Below are 16,588 nucleotides of genomic sequence, written 5' to 3'. Positions count from 1 at the left end.
AGAGCATAAGACCTGAAACCTTTGGAAGCAATAGGCTGAACTACGATGGGGGTATGCACATCAGTGAGCTGCCCGAACGCACCCAGGATTACCTCAAGATCCTCTGGACCTATGAGGAGAAAGAGGGCGCTAATACCGCGATGCCGCTGGGGGACCTAGCTAAAGCGGCGGGGCAGAAGCTGCCCACCACGTCGGAGGCGGTCAAGCGCCTGGCCGCGAAGGGGCTGGTGGAACACGAACGCTACTTCGGTGTTCGGCTTGTTGAGGAAGGCCGGCGGCTGGCTGTGGCAATGGTGCGCCGGCATCGGCTCCTGGAAACCTTCCTCGTGCGCACTCTGGGCTATACCTGGGATGAGGTGCACGATGAGGCAGAAATGCTAGAGCACGCGACGTCCGACAGGCTCGTTGAACGTCTTGATTCTTTCCTGGGCAACCCCGCCCGCGATCCGCATGGTGATCCCATACCTGCCCCGGATGGCACTGCCGAGCCGGTCTCGCGCATTACGCTTATCGACGTCCCCGCGCAGACCCCCGTCACCGTGGAGCAGGTCACTGACGCTGATGGCGAATTTTTGCGCTACCTGGATAAATATGGAGTGCGGCCGGGAGTAGAATTGACCGTCGTTGCCCCTTCGGTTGCGGGTGTGCTCGAGGTTGCCGTCGATGAAGGTTCACACTTCCCCCTCGGGGAATCCGCTGCGCGCGGCATTGCCGTACGCAGCTTTGGCGAAGCGGAGGCTTAGCTGTCCCACATGCGGGCGACGGCGAGGCGGTCAACCTTGCCGGGACCGGTGGTGGGGAGCTGGGCCAGGCGCTTGAAGTCCTTGGGGATTTGCCACCGGGGAAGGCCACTATCGTCGAGAGCCACAAGGATATCGCCGACATCCGCCCATCCGGTATAGGCAGCGACGATCATCTGTCCCAAGCGTGGGTGGGGGATGCCGACCACGCACACGCCGTCCACTCCCGGCACGCGAAGGATGTGCTGCTCGAGCTGCTCTGGGTGGAGCTTGAGCCCGCCGGTGTTCAGGATGTTGTCGAGGCGCCCGGTGACGGTGAGGTGGCCGTCGTGAAGCGCGCCGGCGTCGGAGGTAGCAAACCACGAGGTACCGGACTCATCGACCATGAAGGCATCTGAGTCCACGTTTCGATAGCCCTGCGCAATCATGGGCCCGCCAAGGTAAATGCGCCCCTCGTCGCCGATGCGAACAAGAGCGCGATCGAGGGGACGGCCGTTGTAGACGCATCCACCGGAAGTTTCTGAGGAACCGTAGGTGGTGACGATATTGATGCGCAGCTTTTTCGCAGAGTCCAATAGTTGCGGGTGGGTGGCAGCACCTCCGACGAGGATGGCATCAAAGGTGCGCAGGGCCTCGATTCCTTCTAGCGAATCCATGGCCTTGGCTAGCTGCATCGGGGTCAGGCCCGTGTATGAGCGATCCCCAGTGGCGGCCAGCTCGTGCGCGGCGCGGGCGAAACTGGGGATGGAAAAACCTTCCGACAGGTCAAGGCAGAGCGGCTCCACGCCCGCGACGAGGGAGCGCACCAATACCTGGATGCCCGCGATATGGGAGGCGGGCATGGCTAGTAGCCACTGACCGGTGCCGCCTAAAGTCCGGTGCGTGGCATCGGCACTAGACACCAAGTTGGCGGCCGTGAGTTGCGCGCCCTTCGGTGTGCCCGTGGACCCAGAGGTGGCCACGACGAGTGCGATGGAGGAGTCAATAGGTTCTCCTGCGCGCATGTGGTTGCGCAGCAGCTGCGCGCGGGTGCGGTCCTCCGCCGGAATGGGCAGGAAGGTGGCTTGTCCTGCGATGGCCGCTTCCAGATCAGGGAGGATGGCGGCAGGGTCACGCGGATCGACGGGCAGAGGAGAGAGGAAAGTCACGGTTAGTTAGGTTACCGCCCGCGGTGTTCGTAAGGGTTGATGAGCTCATCCTCCTGATCGAAGGGGCGCTCACCGTCCCTCTGAGCCTGCTGGATGCGCCGCAACATCCACACTCGCGATGCAATGACGGCAATGAGCGCGATGGCCGCGAGGGCAATGGCGAAATACAGCACTTCAGGCTCTCCCTGGGTGAAGGTGATTGGTGGTAATTAGGATAGCTGGTAGGTCCCTACCTGCCCTCCCTACTGGCTTAAGCCTTAAGAAGTGGCCTCGTGTGTCTCGGGGGTGTCTTCTTCCGTGGAGAAGCAACCTAGGACAAAAATCAGCACCAGCATGGCGGCGATGGTTGCGCCAACGGCGACGCCCGCCCTTAGCAGCCAGGACCATTCGGTAAAGTGCCGCAGGGAAACCAAAAGGATTAGGCAGAGGACAAGTCCGATTGGGCGGGTTATCTGATTGATTTTCTCCGTGGTCAAAGTTGCCTCCGTGGGAGCTATAGTTACTGGCGTTAACTGTCCCGGATATTACCCTCGCTTTATCTTTCGGGTGGAAGAGGATGCATAAGCCCTCGAAGGAGTCCTAGTAGTAGTACGGGAACTCGTCCCAGTTGGGCTCGCGCTTTTCCAGGAACGACTCCTTGCCCTCGACGGCCTCATCGGTCATGTAGGCCAAGCGCGTGGCTTCGCCGGCGAAGACCTGCTGGCCCATGAGGCCATCATCGGTGAGGTTGAACGCGAACTTGAGCATGCGCTGGGCGGTGGGGGACTTCATGTTGATTTCACGTCCCATCTGGATGGCGGCGTCCTCCAGCTCGGCGTGGTCTACTACCTCGTTGACTGCGCCCATCTCATACATGCGCTGGGCATCGTAGGTGCGTCCCAAGAAGAAGATTTCGCGGGCGTACTTTTGGCCTGCCATCTTGGCCAGGTAAGCCGAGCCGTAGCCGGCGTCGAAAGAGCCGACGTCGGCGTCGGTCTGCTTGAAGCGTGCTTCTTGGCGGGAGGCAATGGTCATATCGCACACCACGTGCAGGGAGTGACCGCCGCCAGCAGCCCAGCCGTTGACCACGGCGATGACCACCTTGGGCATGGTGCGGATGAGGCGCTGGACCTCCAGGATATGCAGGCGGCCGCCTTCGACCTTTTCGCGGGCGGTGTCTACCGTGGATTCGTCCGCAGTCGCGTCATCGTGCGCGTGCTCAGTGGCGTAACGGTATCCTGAGCGGCCGCGGATGCGCTGGTCGCCACCGGAGCAAAATGCCCAGCCGCCGTCTTTCTGGGATGGCCCGTTGCCGGTGAGCAGCACTGTGCCAACATCCGGGGTACGACGCGCATGGTCAAGCGCGCGGTAAAGCTCATCCACCGTGTGCGGGCGAAACGCATTGCGCACCTCGGGGCGGTCAAAAGCGATGCGGACGATGCCATCCTTACGCTGTGGCTTCGGACCATCACTGATGAGCCGGTGATAGGTAATATCCGTCAGGTCCTCAAAGCCCTCGACGGTCTGCCAGAGCTCCGGCTTGAAAGGATTATCGGTGCTGTAGTTCTTCTGCTCGCTCATGGCACACCAGCTTAATTGGAAAGTAGTGCGCCGGAAGTATAGTCCCCATTCCCAACCCTCACCCACACTCTCCGCCCAGCGCGGCGGTGATAAACAATAAACAATACTGCGGGATTATCCCCGTCAATGTGCACGTGTACTCCGTACCAGCGCGGTACACCATACAGTGGGACGGAATCGAACCTCCCTGCCTTCTTGCGCTACGAAGGCGCCTGAGAAGCACTGGGCTCTTCCCTGCCCAGTAAGGGTTGCGCTCGCTGCGAAAAGTGTGGGCTACCGTCGCGCGCTTGGTGCGCGCGACATGACTACGTGCCGCAAGAATGCGGCACAACTAGCGGCAGACCTTATTTAGTTATCAGTTCCGTATTCCAGTTCAACTGCTGAATACGGGTATCTAGCTCGCGGTACTGGCGGGCCAGGTCATCAGCGCGTTCGCGCAGCTTCGGCACGGGCACGGTGGCCACGAACTTGATCTCCGAGCGGGAGTAACGGTCCTGGCGTGCACCAGCCTGCTCCGCTAAACCCTGGTAGATGCGGCGCTTGCGCAAGAGGCCATCGCGAAGTGCCAAGGCCTCCATCAGCGTGATCTCTTCATCGAACTTCGTAGCCGTGTTCGTGGCGTTGATGGCGATGACGAGTTCGTCGATGCGCTTGGTCACACCTTCGAGCTCACGGAGGAGATCCGTTGGATTCTCATCCGGTTCATCGCCCTCCTGCACACGGACCGTCGCGGCGAGGCGGTCACTCAGTGAGTTAAGGCGCTCCTGCGCCTGGGCACGCTCGGCCAAGGCCTCAGCAAGTAGCATGGGTCCTCCTTAATGGGAATCTTTATCTGCACAATCGTACAGAAGGGATGGGGGAACGCCGTATGGTCGTGACGGTTTTAACAAATAGCGCCCCAAAACTTCGATGATCTGGGGCCTTAATTGATCGATATGTACGTCGTGCGCGGTTGGTTGGTACGTTTTCGTAGATATGCCCGAAATTCTTCGGATTTGGGGGACCTTGTTTACCAAAACGTACTACGGACTCCGTGATTAACGTTGAGCCCGCGCGAAAACCGCTACCCAATAAACATAAATGCAAACAGCGTGTTGAGCACCGTCGCCACGATCATGGGCACGGAGGTGCGCTTGACCAGTTGGATGGGGTTGACCTTGATGGCGCCGGAAACGATGAGCACCGCGGCGTTAACTGGGGAGACCTGGCGCATGAGGTTCGACGTACCCCAAATGGCGGTGAGCATCTGCGGGGCGTGGATGGAGGTCTGCGAAGCCAGGTTGGGCACCACCTCAGAGAAGGCGAAGTAAGGCGCAGTACCGGAGCCGGTGAGTGCGGCCATCGCGGCGGTGGCGGCAACGAAGATGAGGACGATGATGACGGCGGCACCGGAGGAGCCTTCGGCGGCGTTAATAAGCATGTCGATAACGCCCATCTGCGTGATGCCCTCCACCAGGACGGCGGCGGCGACTAGCAGGGCGACCACGCCGGCAGCGCCCTCACCCATGCCCTTGAAGAAGGTGGCCATGGAATCCACGGCGCCGGAGACGGTGCGCTTGCGGATGGATTCAATAATCATCGCGATGAACAGGGACACCACGGTTACCGGCAGGATGCCGCCTTCAAAGGGGATGACACCCAAACGGTTGAGGATGGCGGAGACGATGATGAGTAGCAGCGGCATGAGCGGAAGCACAGCGTAGTAGCCCGGCAGGGAAGCAGCGCGGGCGATGGCTTCCTCGGTGGCGTCATCGTGCATCGAATCGGCGCTGACCTCGCCGGAGCTTTCGGCCTTGCGGGCATCCACCTTGTCGCAATGGCGCTGCCACCACATGTGGACGAAGGCGGTGATGAGCAGGGTGGGAACCGTTGCGCGGGCAACTGCGCCGTAGACGAATTCTGTTGGCGTCATGTTGGTGAGGTCAGCGCCTTGGATGAGGCCTGCTTCCAGCGGGGTGGGCACGATGGTGGAAGAGGTCACCACGATGGCGCCCACGGTCAGTGGTGTCAGGCCCGCGGCGATGAGCGCCGGCAAGAGCGTGGCCACGAGCAATAGGGATAGCGCCGCGGCCGAGGGAATCACCAGTGAGAGCAGCGTGCCCAGGATGAAGCCCACTGGAACCAGCCAGTACGAGCCTTTGAAGCGCTTGAGCGGTGAGGAGAGCACCACGACGGTCTTGGCATCCGCACCGATGTGGCGCATATAGGACACGAAGCCAAAGAGCACCATAATCGCCATACCGATGCCGGAGAAGCGCGCCTTGAACAGGGCGTCCACAACCAGCAGCTGGTCGTAGAAAGCATTGCCGGTTGCTTCAATTTCGGTGGTGCGGAAGTCGGCGCGCCCGGTGAGCGCGGCGAGCATGAGCAGGACGACGCCAACGGCGAAGATGGAAGCCGCGGCGTGAACTTTCTTATAGATGAGGTAGACAACTGCAGCGATGGCCAGCAGTGCGATGAGAAGATAGAGCATATCTGGTCCTTCTTCTGGTTATAACCAATTACCGTATTAATTTATCACTACCCATTACAGTTGTCGCATTCGGAGTCGACGTACGATGAACCCCATGCATATTGATGACGTCTTTGATCGCGCCCACGTGGTTTCCCTCCCACTCGCCGTTCAGTTCCGCGGTATCACCACGCGGGAAGCATTGCTTATCGATGGCCCCGCGGGCTGGGGTGAGTTCGCCCCCTTCCTGGAGTATGGCCCAGAAGAATCCGCGCGCTGGCTCGCCGCCGGTTTGGAAGCCGCCTACGAGGGTTTTCCGAAGCCAGTGCGTGAGTGGGTAGAAGTCAACGGCACTATCCCCGCGGTTCCTGCTGCGCAGGTGCCGGAAGTGATGGCGCGCTACCCGGGCTGCCGCACCTTCAAAATCAAGGTGGCGGAGAAAGGGCAGACGCTGGAGGACGACATTGCCCGCGTGGCCGCGGTGCGCGCCCACATCGAGTCCCAGGGCCGCGTGCCGGTTCTTCGCGTTGATGCCAACTGCGGCTGGAGTGTCGAGGAAGCCATTACCGCGGCGAAGGAGCTTATGCCGCTGGATTATATGGAGCAGCCGTGCAAGACCGTTGAGGAACTCAAGGAAGTTCGTGCTCAACTCATGCGCGCCGGAATTTTCGTCCGCGTGGCGGCTGATGAATCCATTCGCAAGGCCAGCGACCCGTACCGGGTGGCGGAATTGCAGGCTGCCGACGTCGCCGTGGTCAAACCAGCCCCATTGGGCGGTGTGCGCAAGGTCCTTGAGGTGGCGCAGCACCTGCGCGAGCGCCACATGGACATTACGGTCGCCTCCGCGCTGGATACCTCCGTGGGTATCTCGATGGGGCTGGCTGCGGTGGCTGCACTGCCGCAGATCTATGACGACGAAGATATCGACGTCACCCCAGCCGCAGCCGGCCTCGCCACAGGGTCACTCTTTAAAGAGGATGTCACCGCACCGCGTGAGCTTGTCGACGGCCACCTGCGCGCCGAGTTCCTCACCCCCGACCCGGATCGGCTCAGCGCGCTTGCCGCGCCGACTGATCGACGTGAGTGGTGGTTCGACCGCGTCCGACAGTGCTATCCGTACCTATAAAAGTACAGCTCACGGTACATGTCCTAAGGCCCGCGTAGGCTGGCTGGCATGACCATTTCAGTGAGAGACGCGCACCTACACAACCTTCGCAATGTCGACGTCGACATTCCCCGCGGCAAGCTCGTGGCGGTGACGGGCGTGTCGGGCTCCGGCAAGTCCTCTCTGGCGTTTGGCACCATTCACGGTGAGGGCCAGCGCCGCTACCTCGAGTCCGTGGCACCTTTCGCTCGCCGCCTCATTGCCTCTGCCGTGGATCCGCAGGTTGGCGGTATCGATGGCCTGCCGCCGACGGTGGCCTTGCAGCAGTCGGCATCGGCAGGTGGCGCACGTTCCACCGTGGGCACGATTTCCGCTATTTCCAACTCTGTGCGCCTTTTGTACTCGCGGTGCGGTGACAACCCTGAAGGGTTGTACTCGGATTCCTTCTCACCTAATACCCCGGAGGGCATGTGTCCGGAGTGCCAAGGCACCGGAGTAGTCCACGAGCCGACGGAAGCCTCCATGGTTCCGGACCCCTCCTTGAGCATCGAAGAGGGTGCTATCAAGGCGTGGCCCGGTGCCTGGGCGGGCAAGAACTTCCACGACATCTTGGAGGAGCTGGGCTATGACCTAGATTCGCCGTGGGAAGACCTGCCACAGAAGGACCGCGACTGGATTCTCTTCACCGAAGAGCGCCCGGTTGTCACCGTCAAACCGCACCGCGGTGCAGACCAGATCCAACGCAACTACGAAGGTACGTGGCGTTCCGTGGCGTCCTATCTGCGCAAGACCTACGCGGAGACGAAGTCGGACACGCTGCGTGCGCGCACGTTGAGTTTCATGGAATCCCATGAATGCACCACGTGTGAAGGCCGCCGCCTCAATCCGCGGGCGCTCAAGGTGACCTACGCCGGGCTGCCTATCGATGCTTTTAATAACCTTCCCCTCGCTGAGACTCTGGAGCTTCTTCAGTCGCGGTCCCCGCAGCCGAATGACGCAGAAGACCTGCTGCTCAAAACGATTCGCCCGGCCTTGGAATCCGCGCTGGAGTTGGGGCTTGGGCACCTGAGCCTGGATCGTCCCACCGAAACTCTCTCCGCCGGCGAGGTACAGCGCCTGCGTCTGGCCGCGCAGTTGCGCTCGGGCCTTTTCGGCGTGACCTACGTCTTGGATGAGCCTTCTGCGGGTCTCCATCCGGCGGAGCGCGATGCTGTCCGGGATATCTGCCGCCGCTTCATCAATGAGGGCAATTCCGTCCTCTTGGTGGAACACGACATGAATTTGGTCAAGGACGCGGATTGGCTGGTTGACGTCGGGCCACTGGCCGGCGAGCGCGGCGGCCAGGTGGTGTACTCGGGGACCGTTGCGGACTATGACGCTGATACCCCCACCGCCCGTGCGTTGGCGCGCCCGCATCCTGAGCCGAAGTCGGAACCGCGCCAGGCTCATGGTGAGGTGGAACTGCGCAACGTGCACTCGAATAACATCGACGGCCTCGACGTGAGCTTTGGTCTGGGCCAGTTCACCGCCCTGACTGGGCTTTCGGGATCCGGTAAATCCACACTGCTCCAGGTTCTTGAAGAAAAACTCACGGGCGAGGACAGCCCACAGGCCGTCAAGCGCGTGGTGTCCATTACCCAAAAACCCATCGGCCGCACGCCGCGCTCCACCGTCGCGACGTATACCAACCTCTTTGACAACGTGCGCAAGCTCTTCGCTGCCACTCCGGAGGCGAAGAAAAAGAAGTGGACAGTCTCTCGCTTTTCCTACAACGTGAAGCAAGGCCAGTGCCCCACCTGTGGTGGTGCGGGCCAGATTGAGGTCGAACTCGTCTTCCTCCCCGGCTCCTACACGCAGTGCCCGGACTGCCAGGGCAAGCGCTACAACGAGGACACCTTGTCCATCCGCTGGAAGGGCTACACCATCGCGGACATCTTGGACCTCACTGTGGAAGAGGCCCTCGAGGTCTTCGCCGAGGAGGAACCGATCCTCCACGCCGTCCAGACCCTTGATGCCGTGGGCTTGGGCTATCTGCGCTTGGGCCAAGGTGCTCCGGAGCTTTCCGGTGGCGAAGCCCAGCGCATCAAGCTGGCCACCGAGTTGCAGCGCTCGCGCAATTCACGCCGCGGACACACTGTCTACTTGCTGGATGAGCCCACGACGGGCCTGCACCCGGCCGATATTGACCTGCTCATTAAGGAACTGCATTCGCTGGTGGATGCGTCTCACAGCGTCGTCACCGTGGACCATGATCTCCACCTCATCGCCGGCGCGGACCGCGTCATCGAGATGGGCCCCGGTTCCGGTGCTGAAGGCGGAAAGATCGTGGCAGACGGCGCACCGGGTGACGTCGCCAAGGGCGAAACACCCACTGGCCGAGTGTTGAGCGGCGTAGGCACACGTTAAGGACGCACGATAAGGTAAATCCCATGACCAACAACAACGGCGAGAACGAGACGCGCCAATTCGGCCGCGTCAACGGTGACAACGAAACCCGCCAATTTGGCGCACCCCAGCAGGGCCACGGCAACCAGCAGCCCTACCAGCAACCGCCGCAGCGCCCGCAGCAGTACTTCCCGGAACCGGGTTCCCAGAACCCGTCCGGATACGAGCAGAACTACCAGCAGCCGCAGTATGACCCGGTGCCCTCGAGCTACCAGGTAGAAGAGCAAAAGCAGGGCGGAGGTGCACTCGCGTACGTCTTTGCAGCTATTGCAGCCATCGCAGTGGTGATTGCCGGCATTCTCTTCTTCCTTTGGCGCGGTGCTGCGGAAGACGCCAACAAGCCTGCCCCGGAGCCGGTCACCGAGACTCAGACGGTGACCACGGAGGTTCCCACCACGGTGACGACCACAAAGGAAGCACCGCGTGAGGAAGATTCACCGGAGCCGCCGGCGGATCTGCCGACCGAACTCCCGCCAGAGCTGCAGGACCAGTTGGATGAGAGCGGATCTGACATCGAGAGCTTGCTCAACGATCTCCTTGGTGACCTTGAAACGAACGGTGGCGGGGAAAATGTCTAACACCGCTGCCGCAGATAGCGCTGCCTCAAGTGAGCAGCCGGAGTCGATGGAGCTGGCCCAAACACTGGCAGCGCAGCTCTCGCGGCACCTTACCGATGTCGTGCTGTGCCCCGGTTCGCGCAATGCGCCGCTGGCGCTGGCGTTGCTCGCGCGTTCCGATATTCGCGTGCATACCCGCCTGGATGAGCGCTCGGCAGCTTTTGCCGCCTTAGGATTGGCGCGCGTGCAGCGTCGCCACGTGGGCGTTGTCATGACGTCCGGAACTGCGGTGGCTAATACGCTGCCTGCGATGGTGGAAGCGCACTACTCGCATACCCCGCTGGCGGTCATCAGCACAGACCGCCCTGCACGCATGGTGGGAACCGGCGCGTCCCAGACCATCGAGCAGCAGGGTATTTTTGGTGTCTATGCCTCCACCACGCAGGTGGAGAAGACTAGCGATGTTCCGCTCATCGCCGAGCGTTTCCTTGCTGACCGTCAGGTGCACATCAACGTGGCCTTTGATGTTCCGCTCGTGGGGGAAGAGCTGCCGAGCACGCCGAGTGATGTCACGCAGCACCGCGCGCGGACCCCGCGCTGGTCCAACCATGGTGAGGTCGCCGTGGACCTGAGCCGCAACACGCTCGTCGTCGCGGGCGACGAAGCCTGGGAGGTCGAAGGCCTCGAGGACGTGCCGACCATTGCCGAGCCCACCGCACCGGCGCCTTATCACCCGGTACACCCAGCCGCAGCGCACCTTTTCCGCCGCGCGCAGGTCTCCGCCAATGACTACGTGGTCAACACCAAGGTGGACCAGGTCATTGTCGTGGGCCACCCCACCCTGCACCGCGGGGTATTGGCGCTGTTGAGTGACCCCGATATTGATCTCATCTGCCTCTCACGCACGGAGGACTTCACCAACCCCCGCGGCGAGTCCGCGCAACTGGGCACCACGGTGAAGACCAGCGGCGAGCCCACCCGCGAGTGGATGAAGATCTGCGAAGGCGCAGCCCAGATGGCCGCCGACGGCGTGCGCGAGGTGCTCGCGGAGTCCGCCGGCGAAGAGGCTAAAGACTCCGACATCGGCTTTACCGGTCTGCACGTGGCCGCCGCGGTGGGAGACACCTTGTCCGTGGGAGACGTGCTGGTACTCGGTGCATCGAATCCGGTGCGGGATGCCTCCCTCATCGGCCTGCCCTTCGATGGCGTGGAGACCTACTCGCCGCGAGGTGCTGCTGGCATTGACGGCACGATTGCCCAAGCCATCGGAATCGCGCTGGCCACACAGTCCCGCGAGGCAGATGCGCCGCGCGCGCCGCGCACCGTAGCACTCATGGGGGACGTGACGTTCCTGCATGACGCCACCTCGCTCATCCTCCCCGAAGACAACCCCCGCCCGGAGAACCTCACCATCGTCGTCTCAAACGACGACGGCGGCGGAATCTTTGAGCTGCTCGAGCAGGGCCGCGAGCCGCTGCGTGCGTCCTTCGAGAAAGCTTTTGGGACGCCGCATGGGGTGGGCGTGGCCAAGCTGGCGGAAGCATGCGGTGCCGACTACCGCGAGGCGAGCTCGGCGCAGGAGCTTCTCGACGTCCTCGCCGAGCTCAAGGAATACTCCACCGGCATCACCGTGGTGGAGGCCCACACCACGCGGTCCTCGCGGCGCGCACTGCAGGAGGCGCTGGCGGCCAAGGTAGGCCAGTAAGGTGACCAGGCGACGGGTGCGCCAGATCATCCTGGTGCTCTATGCGGCGGCGCTGGTGGGCATGGCGGGAATGGTCATTGGGCCTTTTCTCAATGACCGCGCTATTAACGCCAACCCCGGCCGCGCGCTGGCCACGGTGACCGATGTGGGTCGTTTACGCACCTTCGTAGACTTCCAAGACGGCGAGGGCATCTATCACTCCCCGCCGACCGGTCTGCTCTATCCCACTGGCCTGGGAGAGGGCCAACAGGTGTGGGTACTCTACGCCAAGAACAACCCTGACCTGGTGAAAGTGGAGGGGCGTGAGTGGACGCTCTCCATCATCCCGGGGTTGTCGTCGGCACTCGTGGCCACGCTGATCGCGGGTGCGTTGTGGTGGGGGAGTGGAAAAATTAACCGGAATTTAGCGCATCCGTTACCAACGGAGAACTCGGACAAGGAATGATAGGGCACATGCGTGTAGCTATCGTCGCGGAATCCTTCTTGCCTAACGTCAACGGAGTGACCAACTCCGTGCTGCGCGTGCTCGAATACCTCCACGAGCACGGACATGAGGCCATTGTTGTGGCCCCCGGTGCCCGGGACGGGCAGGAGGAAATTCCTGACTACTTAGGGTTCAGCATCGTCCGCGTCCCCACCGTGCGGGTGCCGCTGGTGGATTCCCTTCCAGTGGGTGTGCCCACGAGCGCGGTGGATGAGGCACTCCGAGCCTTTAAGCCGGACATTATCCACCTGGCTAGCCCGTTCGTTCTCGGTGCGGCGGGAGCCTTCTCCGCGCGCCAGTTGCGCATCCCGGCCGTGGCTTTGTATCAGACTGACGTGGCAGGATTTGCCACCAAGTACCACGCTTCCGCCTTGGCTTATGGCGTGTGGGAGTGGCTGCGCACCATTCACAACGCCTGCCAGATGACCCTCGCGCCGTCGTCCCTCACCATTGCTGACTTGGAGAAGCACCACATCAAGAACGTGCGCCATTGGGGCCGCGGTGTGGACTCGGAGCGTTTCCATCCGTCGAAACGTTCGGACGCGCTGCGCCGCGAGTGGGAGCCCACTGGCCGCAAGAAGATCGTTGGCTTTGTTGGCCGTTTGGCTGCGGAAAAAGGCGTGCACCGTTTGTCGGCGCTTAATGATCGCGAGGATATCCAGCTCGTCATCGTTGGCGATGGCCCTGAGCGCCCGTTGCTGGAAGCCCAGCTGCCCAGTGCGGTCTTTACTGGAGCACTTGGCGGCGAGGAACTCGCTGCGGCCTATGCCTCCCTCGATGTCTTCGTCCACGCGGGCGAGTTTGAGACTTTCTGCCAGGCCATTCAGGAGGCGCAGGCTTCCGGTGTGCCGACCATCGGTCCGCGTGCGGGCGGCCCAGTGGACCTCATTGAGGAGGGCTATAACGGGCTGCTTCTCGACGTTTCAACGTTCGTCGAAGACCTCCCCAACGCCGTCGATGCGCTGCTTAACCCGGAGATCCACGAGGAGCTGCGCGCGAATGCCCGCGAGTCCATCTCCACGAAGACGTGGCCTGCACTGTGCGAGCAGCTGCTGGGTTATTACGAGGAGGTCTTGGAAGATGTGCGCGAGGTTCCCCTGACCATCTTGGGCCAGCGCCCAGAGCTGCCGCGTTGGGCCGCTCGCGCCCTCGGTGCACGCGTAGCCTAGACTTGGCTTTTGTGTCTAAGGCAGATCTGGATAAAAAGCCCTTCGATGTCGCGCGCATGTTTGACGCGGTGGGCAAGAAGTACGACATCACCAACACGGTGCTGTCCTTTGGCCAGGATGCGCGCTGGCGCCGTCTGACCCGCGAGCGACTTAACCTTAAGCCGGGGGAGAAGGTTCTCGACCTCGCTGCCGGTACCGCAGTGTCCACCGTGGAGCTAGCTAAGTCTGGTGCGTGGTGCGTTGCCTGTGACTTCTCGCGCGGCATGCTCGCAGCCGGTAAGGACCGTGACGTGCCCAAGGTCGCCGGCGATGGCATGCGCCTGCCGTTTGCCGATAACACCTTTGATGCGGTGACAATCTCCTATGGCCTGCGCAATATCCACGATTTCGAGCTCGGCTTGCGCGAGATGGCCCGCGTGACCAAACCGGGTGGGCGCTTGGCGGTCGCGGAGTTTTCCAAACCCGTCATTCCGGTCTTTGGCACCGTGTACAAGGAATATCTGACCCGCCTGCTGCCGCCGATTGCCAAGGTGGTCTCCTCCAACCCGGAGGCCTACGTTTACCTTGCAGAGTCCATTCGCGCGTGGCCGGAGCAGCACGAGCTAGCTGCCGCCATCAACCGCAATGGGTGGGAGCAGGCAGGCTGGCGCAACCTGACGTGCGGCATCGTGGCGCTGCACTCAGCGGTTAAACCGGCTTAAGGGGCCTAAGTCCCACAGGCCTTAGGCCCAGAGAGGGGTATCGCGGCGCAGCGCGGACACTGCGCCACCAGCTAAACGCCAAGCACGGGCGATGAGGTCTTTGTCTTCTTCCGTGATGAGGTTGCCCATCAGGCGCGCGGCGGCAGGCATGAGCATGCGGCCGACCGGACCGCGCATGGCGATAGGTCCGGCAAGCGGCAGGAACTGCGGGTAGGTCAGAAGGCGCGCGGCCGTGCGAGCCAGCAGGAAAGCCTCCCCGTACTCGGTGCGTAGGCGGTCTGGCCAGGCCAAGGTGAGATCCTTCGTGCCGAGCATCTCGACGGCAAGAGCAGCCGTTTCCAAGCCATAGTCAATCCCTTCGCCGTTGAGTGGGTTGACGCAGGCGGCAGCGTCCCCAATGAACGCCCAGTTTGCACCCGCGACACCAGAGACCGCTCCGCCCATGGGTAACATCGCCGAGGTGACGTCGCGGAGCTCGCTGAGGCCCCATTCACCGCGCTGCTGCTCGGCGTAGAAACTCAAGGCTTTCTTTGTGTTGAGGCCGGCCGGCCGGGCAGCCGTGGACAGTGCACCGAGGCCGATGTTGACCCCTTGCCCGAGCGGAAAAATCCAGCCGTAGCCGGGCTGGACAACGCCATCTGAGTCCTTGAGCTCGACGTGGGAGTGCATCCACTCTTCACCATCGTGTGGGGAGTCGGCATAGGCGCGCGCAGCGATGCCGTAGACCTCATTGCGGTCCCACCGGCGGCCCAGTTGCTTGCCGAAGGTGGAACGCACGCCGTCGGCAACGATGACCCACTTCGCACTCACGCGCCGCTGGCCTACAGCGAAAGAGGTGAGGCGGTTGCCGTTAAGCTGTGGATCCGTGGCGGTGCCGGTGAGAAGACGCGCACCGGCGTCCTGGGCGGCGGTGACGAGGAGCGCGTCGAACTCATAGCGCGGTAGGGCCGTTCCTTCCTGTGAGGGGTATGTCGCTGGCCACGGCGCAGTGACTGAACCGCCGAAGCCGTGCAGCTTCAGCCCACGGTTGCGGTAGGAGGCGTTGACCTCGATGCCGAGAAGGTCCAGCTGATGCATGGCTCGTGGGGTGAGTCCATCGCCGCAGGTTTTGTCGCGGGGGAAGGAGGAGGCGTCGATAAGCACAGTGTCGTGACCGGCCCGTGCGGCATGGATAGCGGCCGCAGCGCCTGCGGGGCCGGCGCCGACAACAGCGACGTCTGCATGGATGGAATCGATCTGCTCCGACATGGGGACTATCATTGCACGGGATAGTGGCCTTGAGTGTGTTGAGGGCCGTGCTATGGGCTACGGTAAGTAAACACTAGGATTTTTGAGTTAATAAGGAACGCGTTTAATGTCACACGGCCAAACTCACGCCAAGCACGTGAACTTGGGGGATGCGCAGCTCACCGAGCGTATCAACGCCGGGATGACTGCCGTTGAAGATCTGCTCAGCGCGGAGCTCGACCGCGGGCAGGACTTCATCAAGGAGAAGGTGCGGCACCTCTCGATGGCTGGTGGTAAGCGTTTTCGCCCGATGATGGCGCTGCTGGCCTCCGAATTCGGTGAGCGCCCGGAGTCGCCTGAGGTGATCAAGGCAGCCACGGCTGTGGAGATGGTGCACGTGGCTACGTTGTACCACGACGACGTCATGGATGAAGCTGACCGTCGCCGCGGTGTGGAATCCGCCAACTTCCGGTGGACAAATTCCGTGGCGATTCTGGCTGGTGACGCCCTTCTTGCGCATGCCTCGCGGCTGATGAGCCAGCTGGATACGCACACCGTCGAGCACTTTGCCGAGACTTTTGAAGAGCTCGTTACCGGTCAGATGCGTGAGACAATCGGCGCCGGTGAGGCCAATGCGGTGGAGCACTACACGGCGGTTATTCGGGAAAAGACCGCCGTGCTTATTGCCTCCGCCGGCTACCTGGGTGCTTATCACTCGGGTGCAGGCCCCGAGCAGTGCGAGGCCCTGCGTCAGATTGGCTCTGCCGTGGGCATGATTTTCCAGATTGTGGACGACATCATCGACATCTTCTCCGACCCTGAGGAGTCCGGAAAGACGCCAGGCACTGATTTGCGCGAAGGCGTTTTCACGCTCCCAGTGCTCTATGCCTTGGAGGAAGAAGGTGAGGTCGGCGACGAGCTGCGTGGCTTGCTTACGGGACCGCTGACTGATGACGCCTCGGTGGACCGCGCTATCGAATTGTTGTGGAAGTCCACCGGCCGCGACAAGGCCATGGCGGATGTCAACGCCTACCTGCGCGTGGTGGAGGATCAGCTCTCGCTCTTGCCCGAATGCACGGCGAGTGAAGCGCTGCGTCAGCTCGCGGATTACACGGTCCAGCGCGTAGGCTAATTGGGGCTCCTGCCAGCTGATTTGCATGTTGGGCGGGACTTCGTAGTAAAGTACATAACCGCACTCACGAGTGCATGCCAGGTTGCCCGAGCGGCCAAAGGGAGCGGACTGTAAATCCGCCGGCATTGCCTTCAGAAGTTCGAATCTTCTACCTGGCACAGAA

16 protein-coding genes and 1 tRNA gene are annotated in these 16,588 nt (G+C 62.1%); 10 read left to right on the top strand and 7 right to left on the bottom strand.

All coding sequences use genetic code 11. The annotated features are described in order from the left end of the window. The first annotated feature begins 53 nt into the window (after positions 1–53). A complete protein-coding gene (locus HMPREF2635_RS09250) occupies positions 54–743 on the top strand; it encodes a metal-dependent transcriptional regulator (RefSeq protein WP_046647781.1) in 690 nt (229 codons plus the stop codon). On the opposite strand, the gene menE is transcribed toward HMPREF2635_RS09250, so the two are convergent. The 6 genes from menE to dcuC form a co-directional block, all read right to left on the bottom strand. Continuing rightward, positions 740–1,888, bottom strand: a complete 1,149-nt coding sequence (gene menE, locus HMPREF2635_RS09245; RefSeq protein WP_070561621.1) for an o-succinylbenzoate--CoA ligase — start codon at positions 1,886–1,888, stop codon at positions 740–742. The two genes, HMPREF2635_RS09250 and menE, sit on opposite strands and share 4 nt — an antisense overlap. An 11-nt stretch (positions 1,889–1,899) precedes the next feature. Then, positions 1,900–2,061, bottom strand: coding sequence for a hypothetical protein (locus tag HMPREF2635_RS13440; protein ID WP_010189743.1), 162 nt, complete (start codon positions 2,059–2,061; stop codon positions 1,900–1,902). Positions 2,062–2,145: 84 nt separating this feature from the next. Beyond that, a complete protein-coding gene (locus tag HMPREF2635_RS09240) occupies positions 2,146–2,364 on the bottom strand; it encodes a hypothetical protein (RefSeq protein WP_039673551.1) in 219 nt (72 codons plus the stop codon). A 103-nt stretch (positions 2,365–2,467) separates the two neighbouring features. After that, a complete protein-coding gene (locus tag HMPREF2635_RS09235) occupies positions 2,468–3,448 on the bottom strand; it encodes a 1,4-dihydroxy-2-naphthoyl-CoA synthase (protein WP_070821644.1) in 981 nt (326 codons plus the stop codon). Between the two features lie 344 nt (positions 3,449–3,792). After that, positions 3,793–4,254, bottom strand: coding sequence for a DIP1984 family protein (locus HMPREF2635_RS09230; protein WP_070821643.1), 462 nt, complete (start codon positions 4,252–4,254; stop codon positions 3,793–3,795). 257 nt (positions 4,255–4,511) lie between these two features. Continuing rightward, positions 4,512–5,921, bottom strand: coding sequence for a C4-dicarboxylate transporter DcuC (gene dcuC / locus HMPREF2635_RS09225; protein WP_070821642.1), 1,410 nt, complete (start codon positions 5,919–5,921; stop codon positions 4,512–4,514). 85 nt (positions 5,922–6,006) lie between these two features. Between dcuC and HMPREF2635_RS09220 the strand changes: the two genes are divergently transcribed. Genes HMPREF2635_RS09220 through HMPREF2635_RS09190 form a run of 7 tightly spaced genes read left to right on the top strand, consistent with a single transcriptional unit; the run spans position 6,007 to position 14,066 of the window. Further along, entirely contained in the window at positions 6,007–7,026 is a 1,020-nt protein-coding gene (locus HMPREF2635_RS09220; protein ID WP_070669553.1) for an o-succinylbenzoate synthase, read from the top strand. 48 nt (positions 7,027–7,074) lie between these two features. Next, entirely contained in the window at positions 7,075–9,411 is a 2,337-nt protein-coding gene (locus HMPREF2635_RS09215) for an ATP-binding cassette domain-containing protein (RefSeq protein ID WP_070821641.1), read from the top strand. A 23-nt stretch (positions 9,412–9,434) separates the two neighbouring features. Continuing rightward, positions 9,435–10,028 (top strand): hypothetical protein, encoded by a 594-nt coding sequence (locus tag HMPREF2635_RS09210; RefSeq protein ID WP_070821640.1) that lies wholly within the window; start codon positions 9,435–9,437, stop codon positions 10,026–10,028. After that, positions 10,021–11,712 (top strand): 2-succinyl-5-enolpyruvyl-6-hydroxy-3-cyclohexene-1-carboxylic-acid synthase, encoded by a 1,692-nt coding sequence (menD, locus tag HMPREF2635_RS09205; RefSeq protein WP_070821639.1) that lies wholly within the window; start codon positions 10,021–10,023, stop codon positions 11,710–11,712. The genes HMPREF2635_RS09210 and menD overlap by 8 nt, the downstream gene beginning before the upstream one ends. Before the next feature lies 1 nt (position 11,713). After that, the gene (locus HMPREF2635_RS09200; RefSeq protein WP_039673566.1) at positions 11,714–12,157 is read left to right on the top strand and encodes a DUF3592 domain-containing protein; all 444 of its coding nucleotides are present in this window, start codon (positions 11,714–11,716) and stop codon (positions 12,155–12,157) included. An 8-nt stretch (positions 12,158–12,165) separates the two neighbouring features. Beyond that, the gene (locus HMPREF2635_RS09195; RefSeq protein ID WP_070669548.1) at positions 12,166–13,365 is read left to right on the top strand and encodes a glycosyltransferase family 4 protein; all 1,200 of its coding nucleotides are present in this window, start codon (positions 12,166–12,168) and stop codon (positions 13,363–13,365) included. An 11-nt stretch (positions 13,366–13,376) separates the two neighbouring features. Further along, positions 13,377–14,066 (top strand): demethylmenaquinone methyltransferase, encoded by a 690-nt coding sequence (locus HMPREF2635_RS09190; protein ID WP_070821638.1) that lies wholly within the window; start codon positions 13,377–13,379, stop codon positions 14,064–14,066. A gap of 21 nt (positions 14,067–14,087) precedes the next feature. Here the strand turns inward: HMPREF2635_RS09190 and HMPREF2635_RS09185 are convergent, their stop codons facing one another. Beyond that, entirely contained in the window at positions 14,088–15,326 is a 1,239-nt protein-coding gene (locus tag HMPREF2635_RS09185) for a geranylgeranyl reductase family protein (protein ID WP_070821637.1), read from the bottom strand. Positions 15,327–15,420: 94 nt separating this feature from the next. Here HMPREF2635_RS09185 and HMPREF2635_RS09180 point away from each other — a divergent pair, with 94 nt between their 5' ends. Both HMPREF2635_RS09180 and HMPREF2635_RS09175 read left to right on the top strand, forming a co-directional pair. Next, complete coding sequence (locus HMPREF2635_RS09180; protein WP_070821636.1) at positions 15,421–16,425, top strand: polyprenyl synthetase family protein; 1,005 nt, start codon at positions 15,421–15,423, stop codon at positions 16,423–16,425. Positions 16,426–16,501: 76 nt separating this feature from the next. Then, positions 16,502–16,583 (top strand) — tRNA-Tyr (locus HMPREF2635_RS09175). The last annotated feature ends 5 nt before the right edge of the window (positions 16,584–16,588 follow it).

Source organism: Corynebacterium sp. HMSC035E02 (assembly GCF_001836065.1).
GTDB lineage: Bacteria > Actinomycetota > Actinomycetes > Mycobacteriales > Mycobacteriaceae > Corynebacterium > Corynebacterium hiratae.
Note: the sequence above shows the minus strand (reverse complement) of the source record. Positions and strands in the feature narration are given on the sequence as shown.

Coding starts and splice junctions, on each gene's coding strand:
- HMPREF2635_RS09220 (WP_070669553.1), top strand. CDS start 6,007: ATGAACCCCATGCATATTGATGACGTCTTTGATCGCGCCCACGTGGTT.
- dcuC (WP_070821642.1), bottom strand. CDS start 5,921: ATGCTCTATCTTCTCATCGCACTGCTGGCCATCGCTGCAGTTGTCTAC.
- menD (WP_070821639.1), top strand. CDS start 10,021: ATGTCTAACACCGCTGCCGCAGATAGCGCTGCCTCAAGTGAGCAGCCG.
- HMPREF2635_RS09215 (WP_070821641.1), top strand. CDS start 7,075: ATGACCATTTCAGTGAGAGACGCGCACCTACACAACCTTCGCAATGTC.
- HMPREF2635_RS09250 (WP_046647781.1), top strand. CDS start 54: ATGCACATCAGTGAGCTGCCCGAACGCACCCAGGATTACCTCAAGATC.
- HMPREF2635_RS09210 (WP_070821640.1), top strand. CDS start 9,435: ATGACCAACAACAACGGCGAGAACGAGACGCGCCAATTCGGCCGCGTC.
- HMPREF2635_RS09230 (WP_070821643.1), bottom strand. CDS start 4,254: ATGCTACTTGCTGAGGCCTTGGCCGAGCGTGCCCAGGCGCAGGAGCGC.
- HMPREF2635_RS09195 (WP_070669548.1), top strand. CDS start 12,166: ATGCGTGTAGCTATCGTCGCGGAATCCTTCTTGCCTAACGTCAACGGA.
- HMPREF2635_RS09185 (WP_070821637.1), bottom strand. CDS start 15,326: ATGATAGTCCCCATGTCGGAGCAGATCGATTCCATCCATGCAGACGTC.
- HMPREF2635_RS09180 (WP_070821636.1), top strand. CDS start 15,421: ATGTCACACGGCCAAACTCACGCCAAGCACGTGAACTTGGGGGATGCG.
- HMPREF2635_RS09235 (WP_070821644.1), bottom strand. CDS start 3,448: ATGAGCGAGCAGAAGAACTACAGCACCGATAATCCTTTCAAGCCGGAG.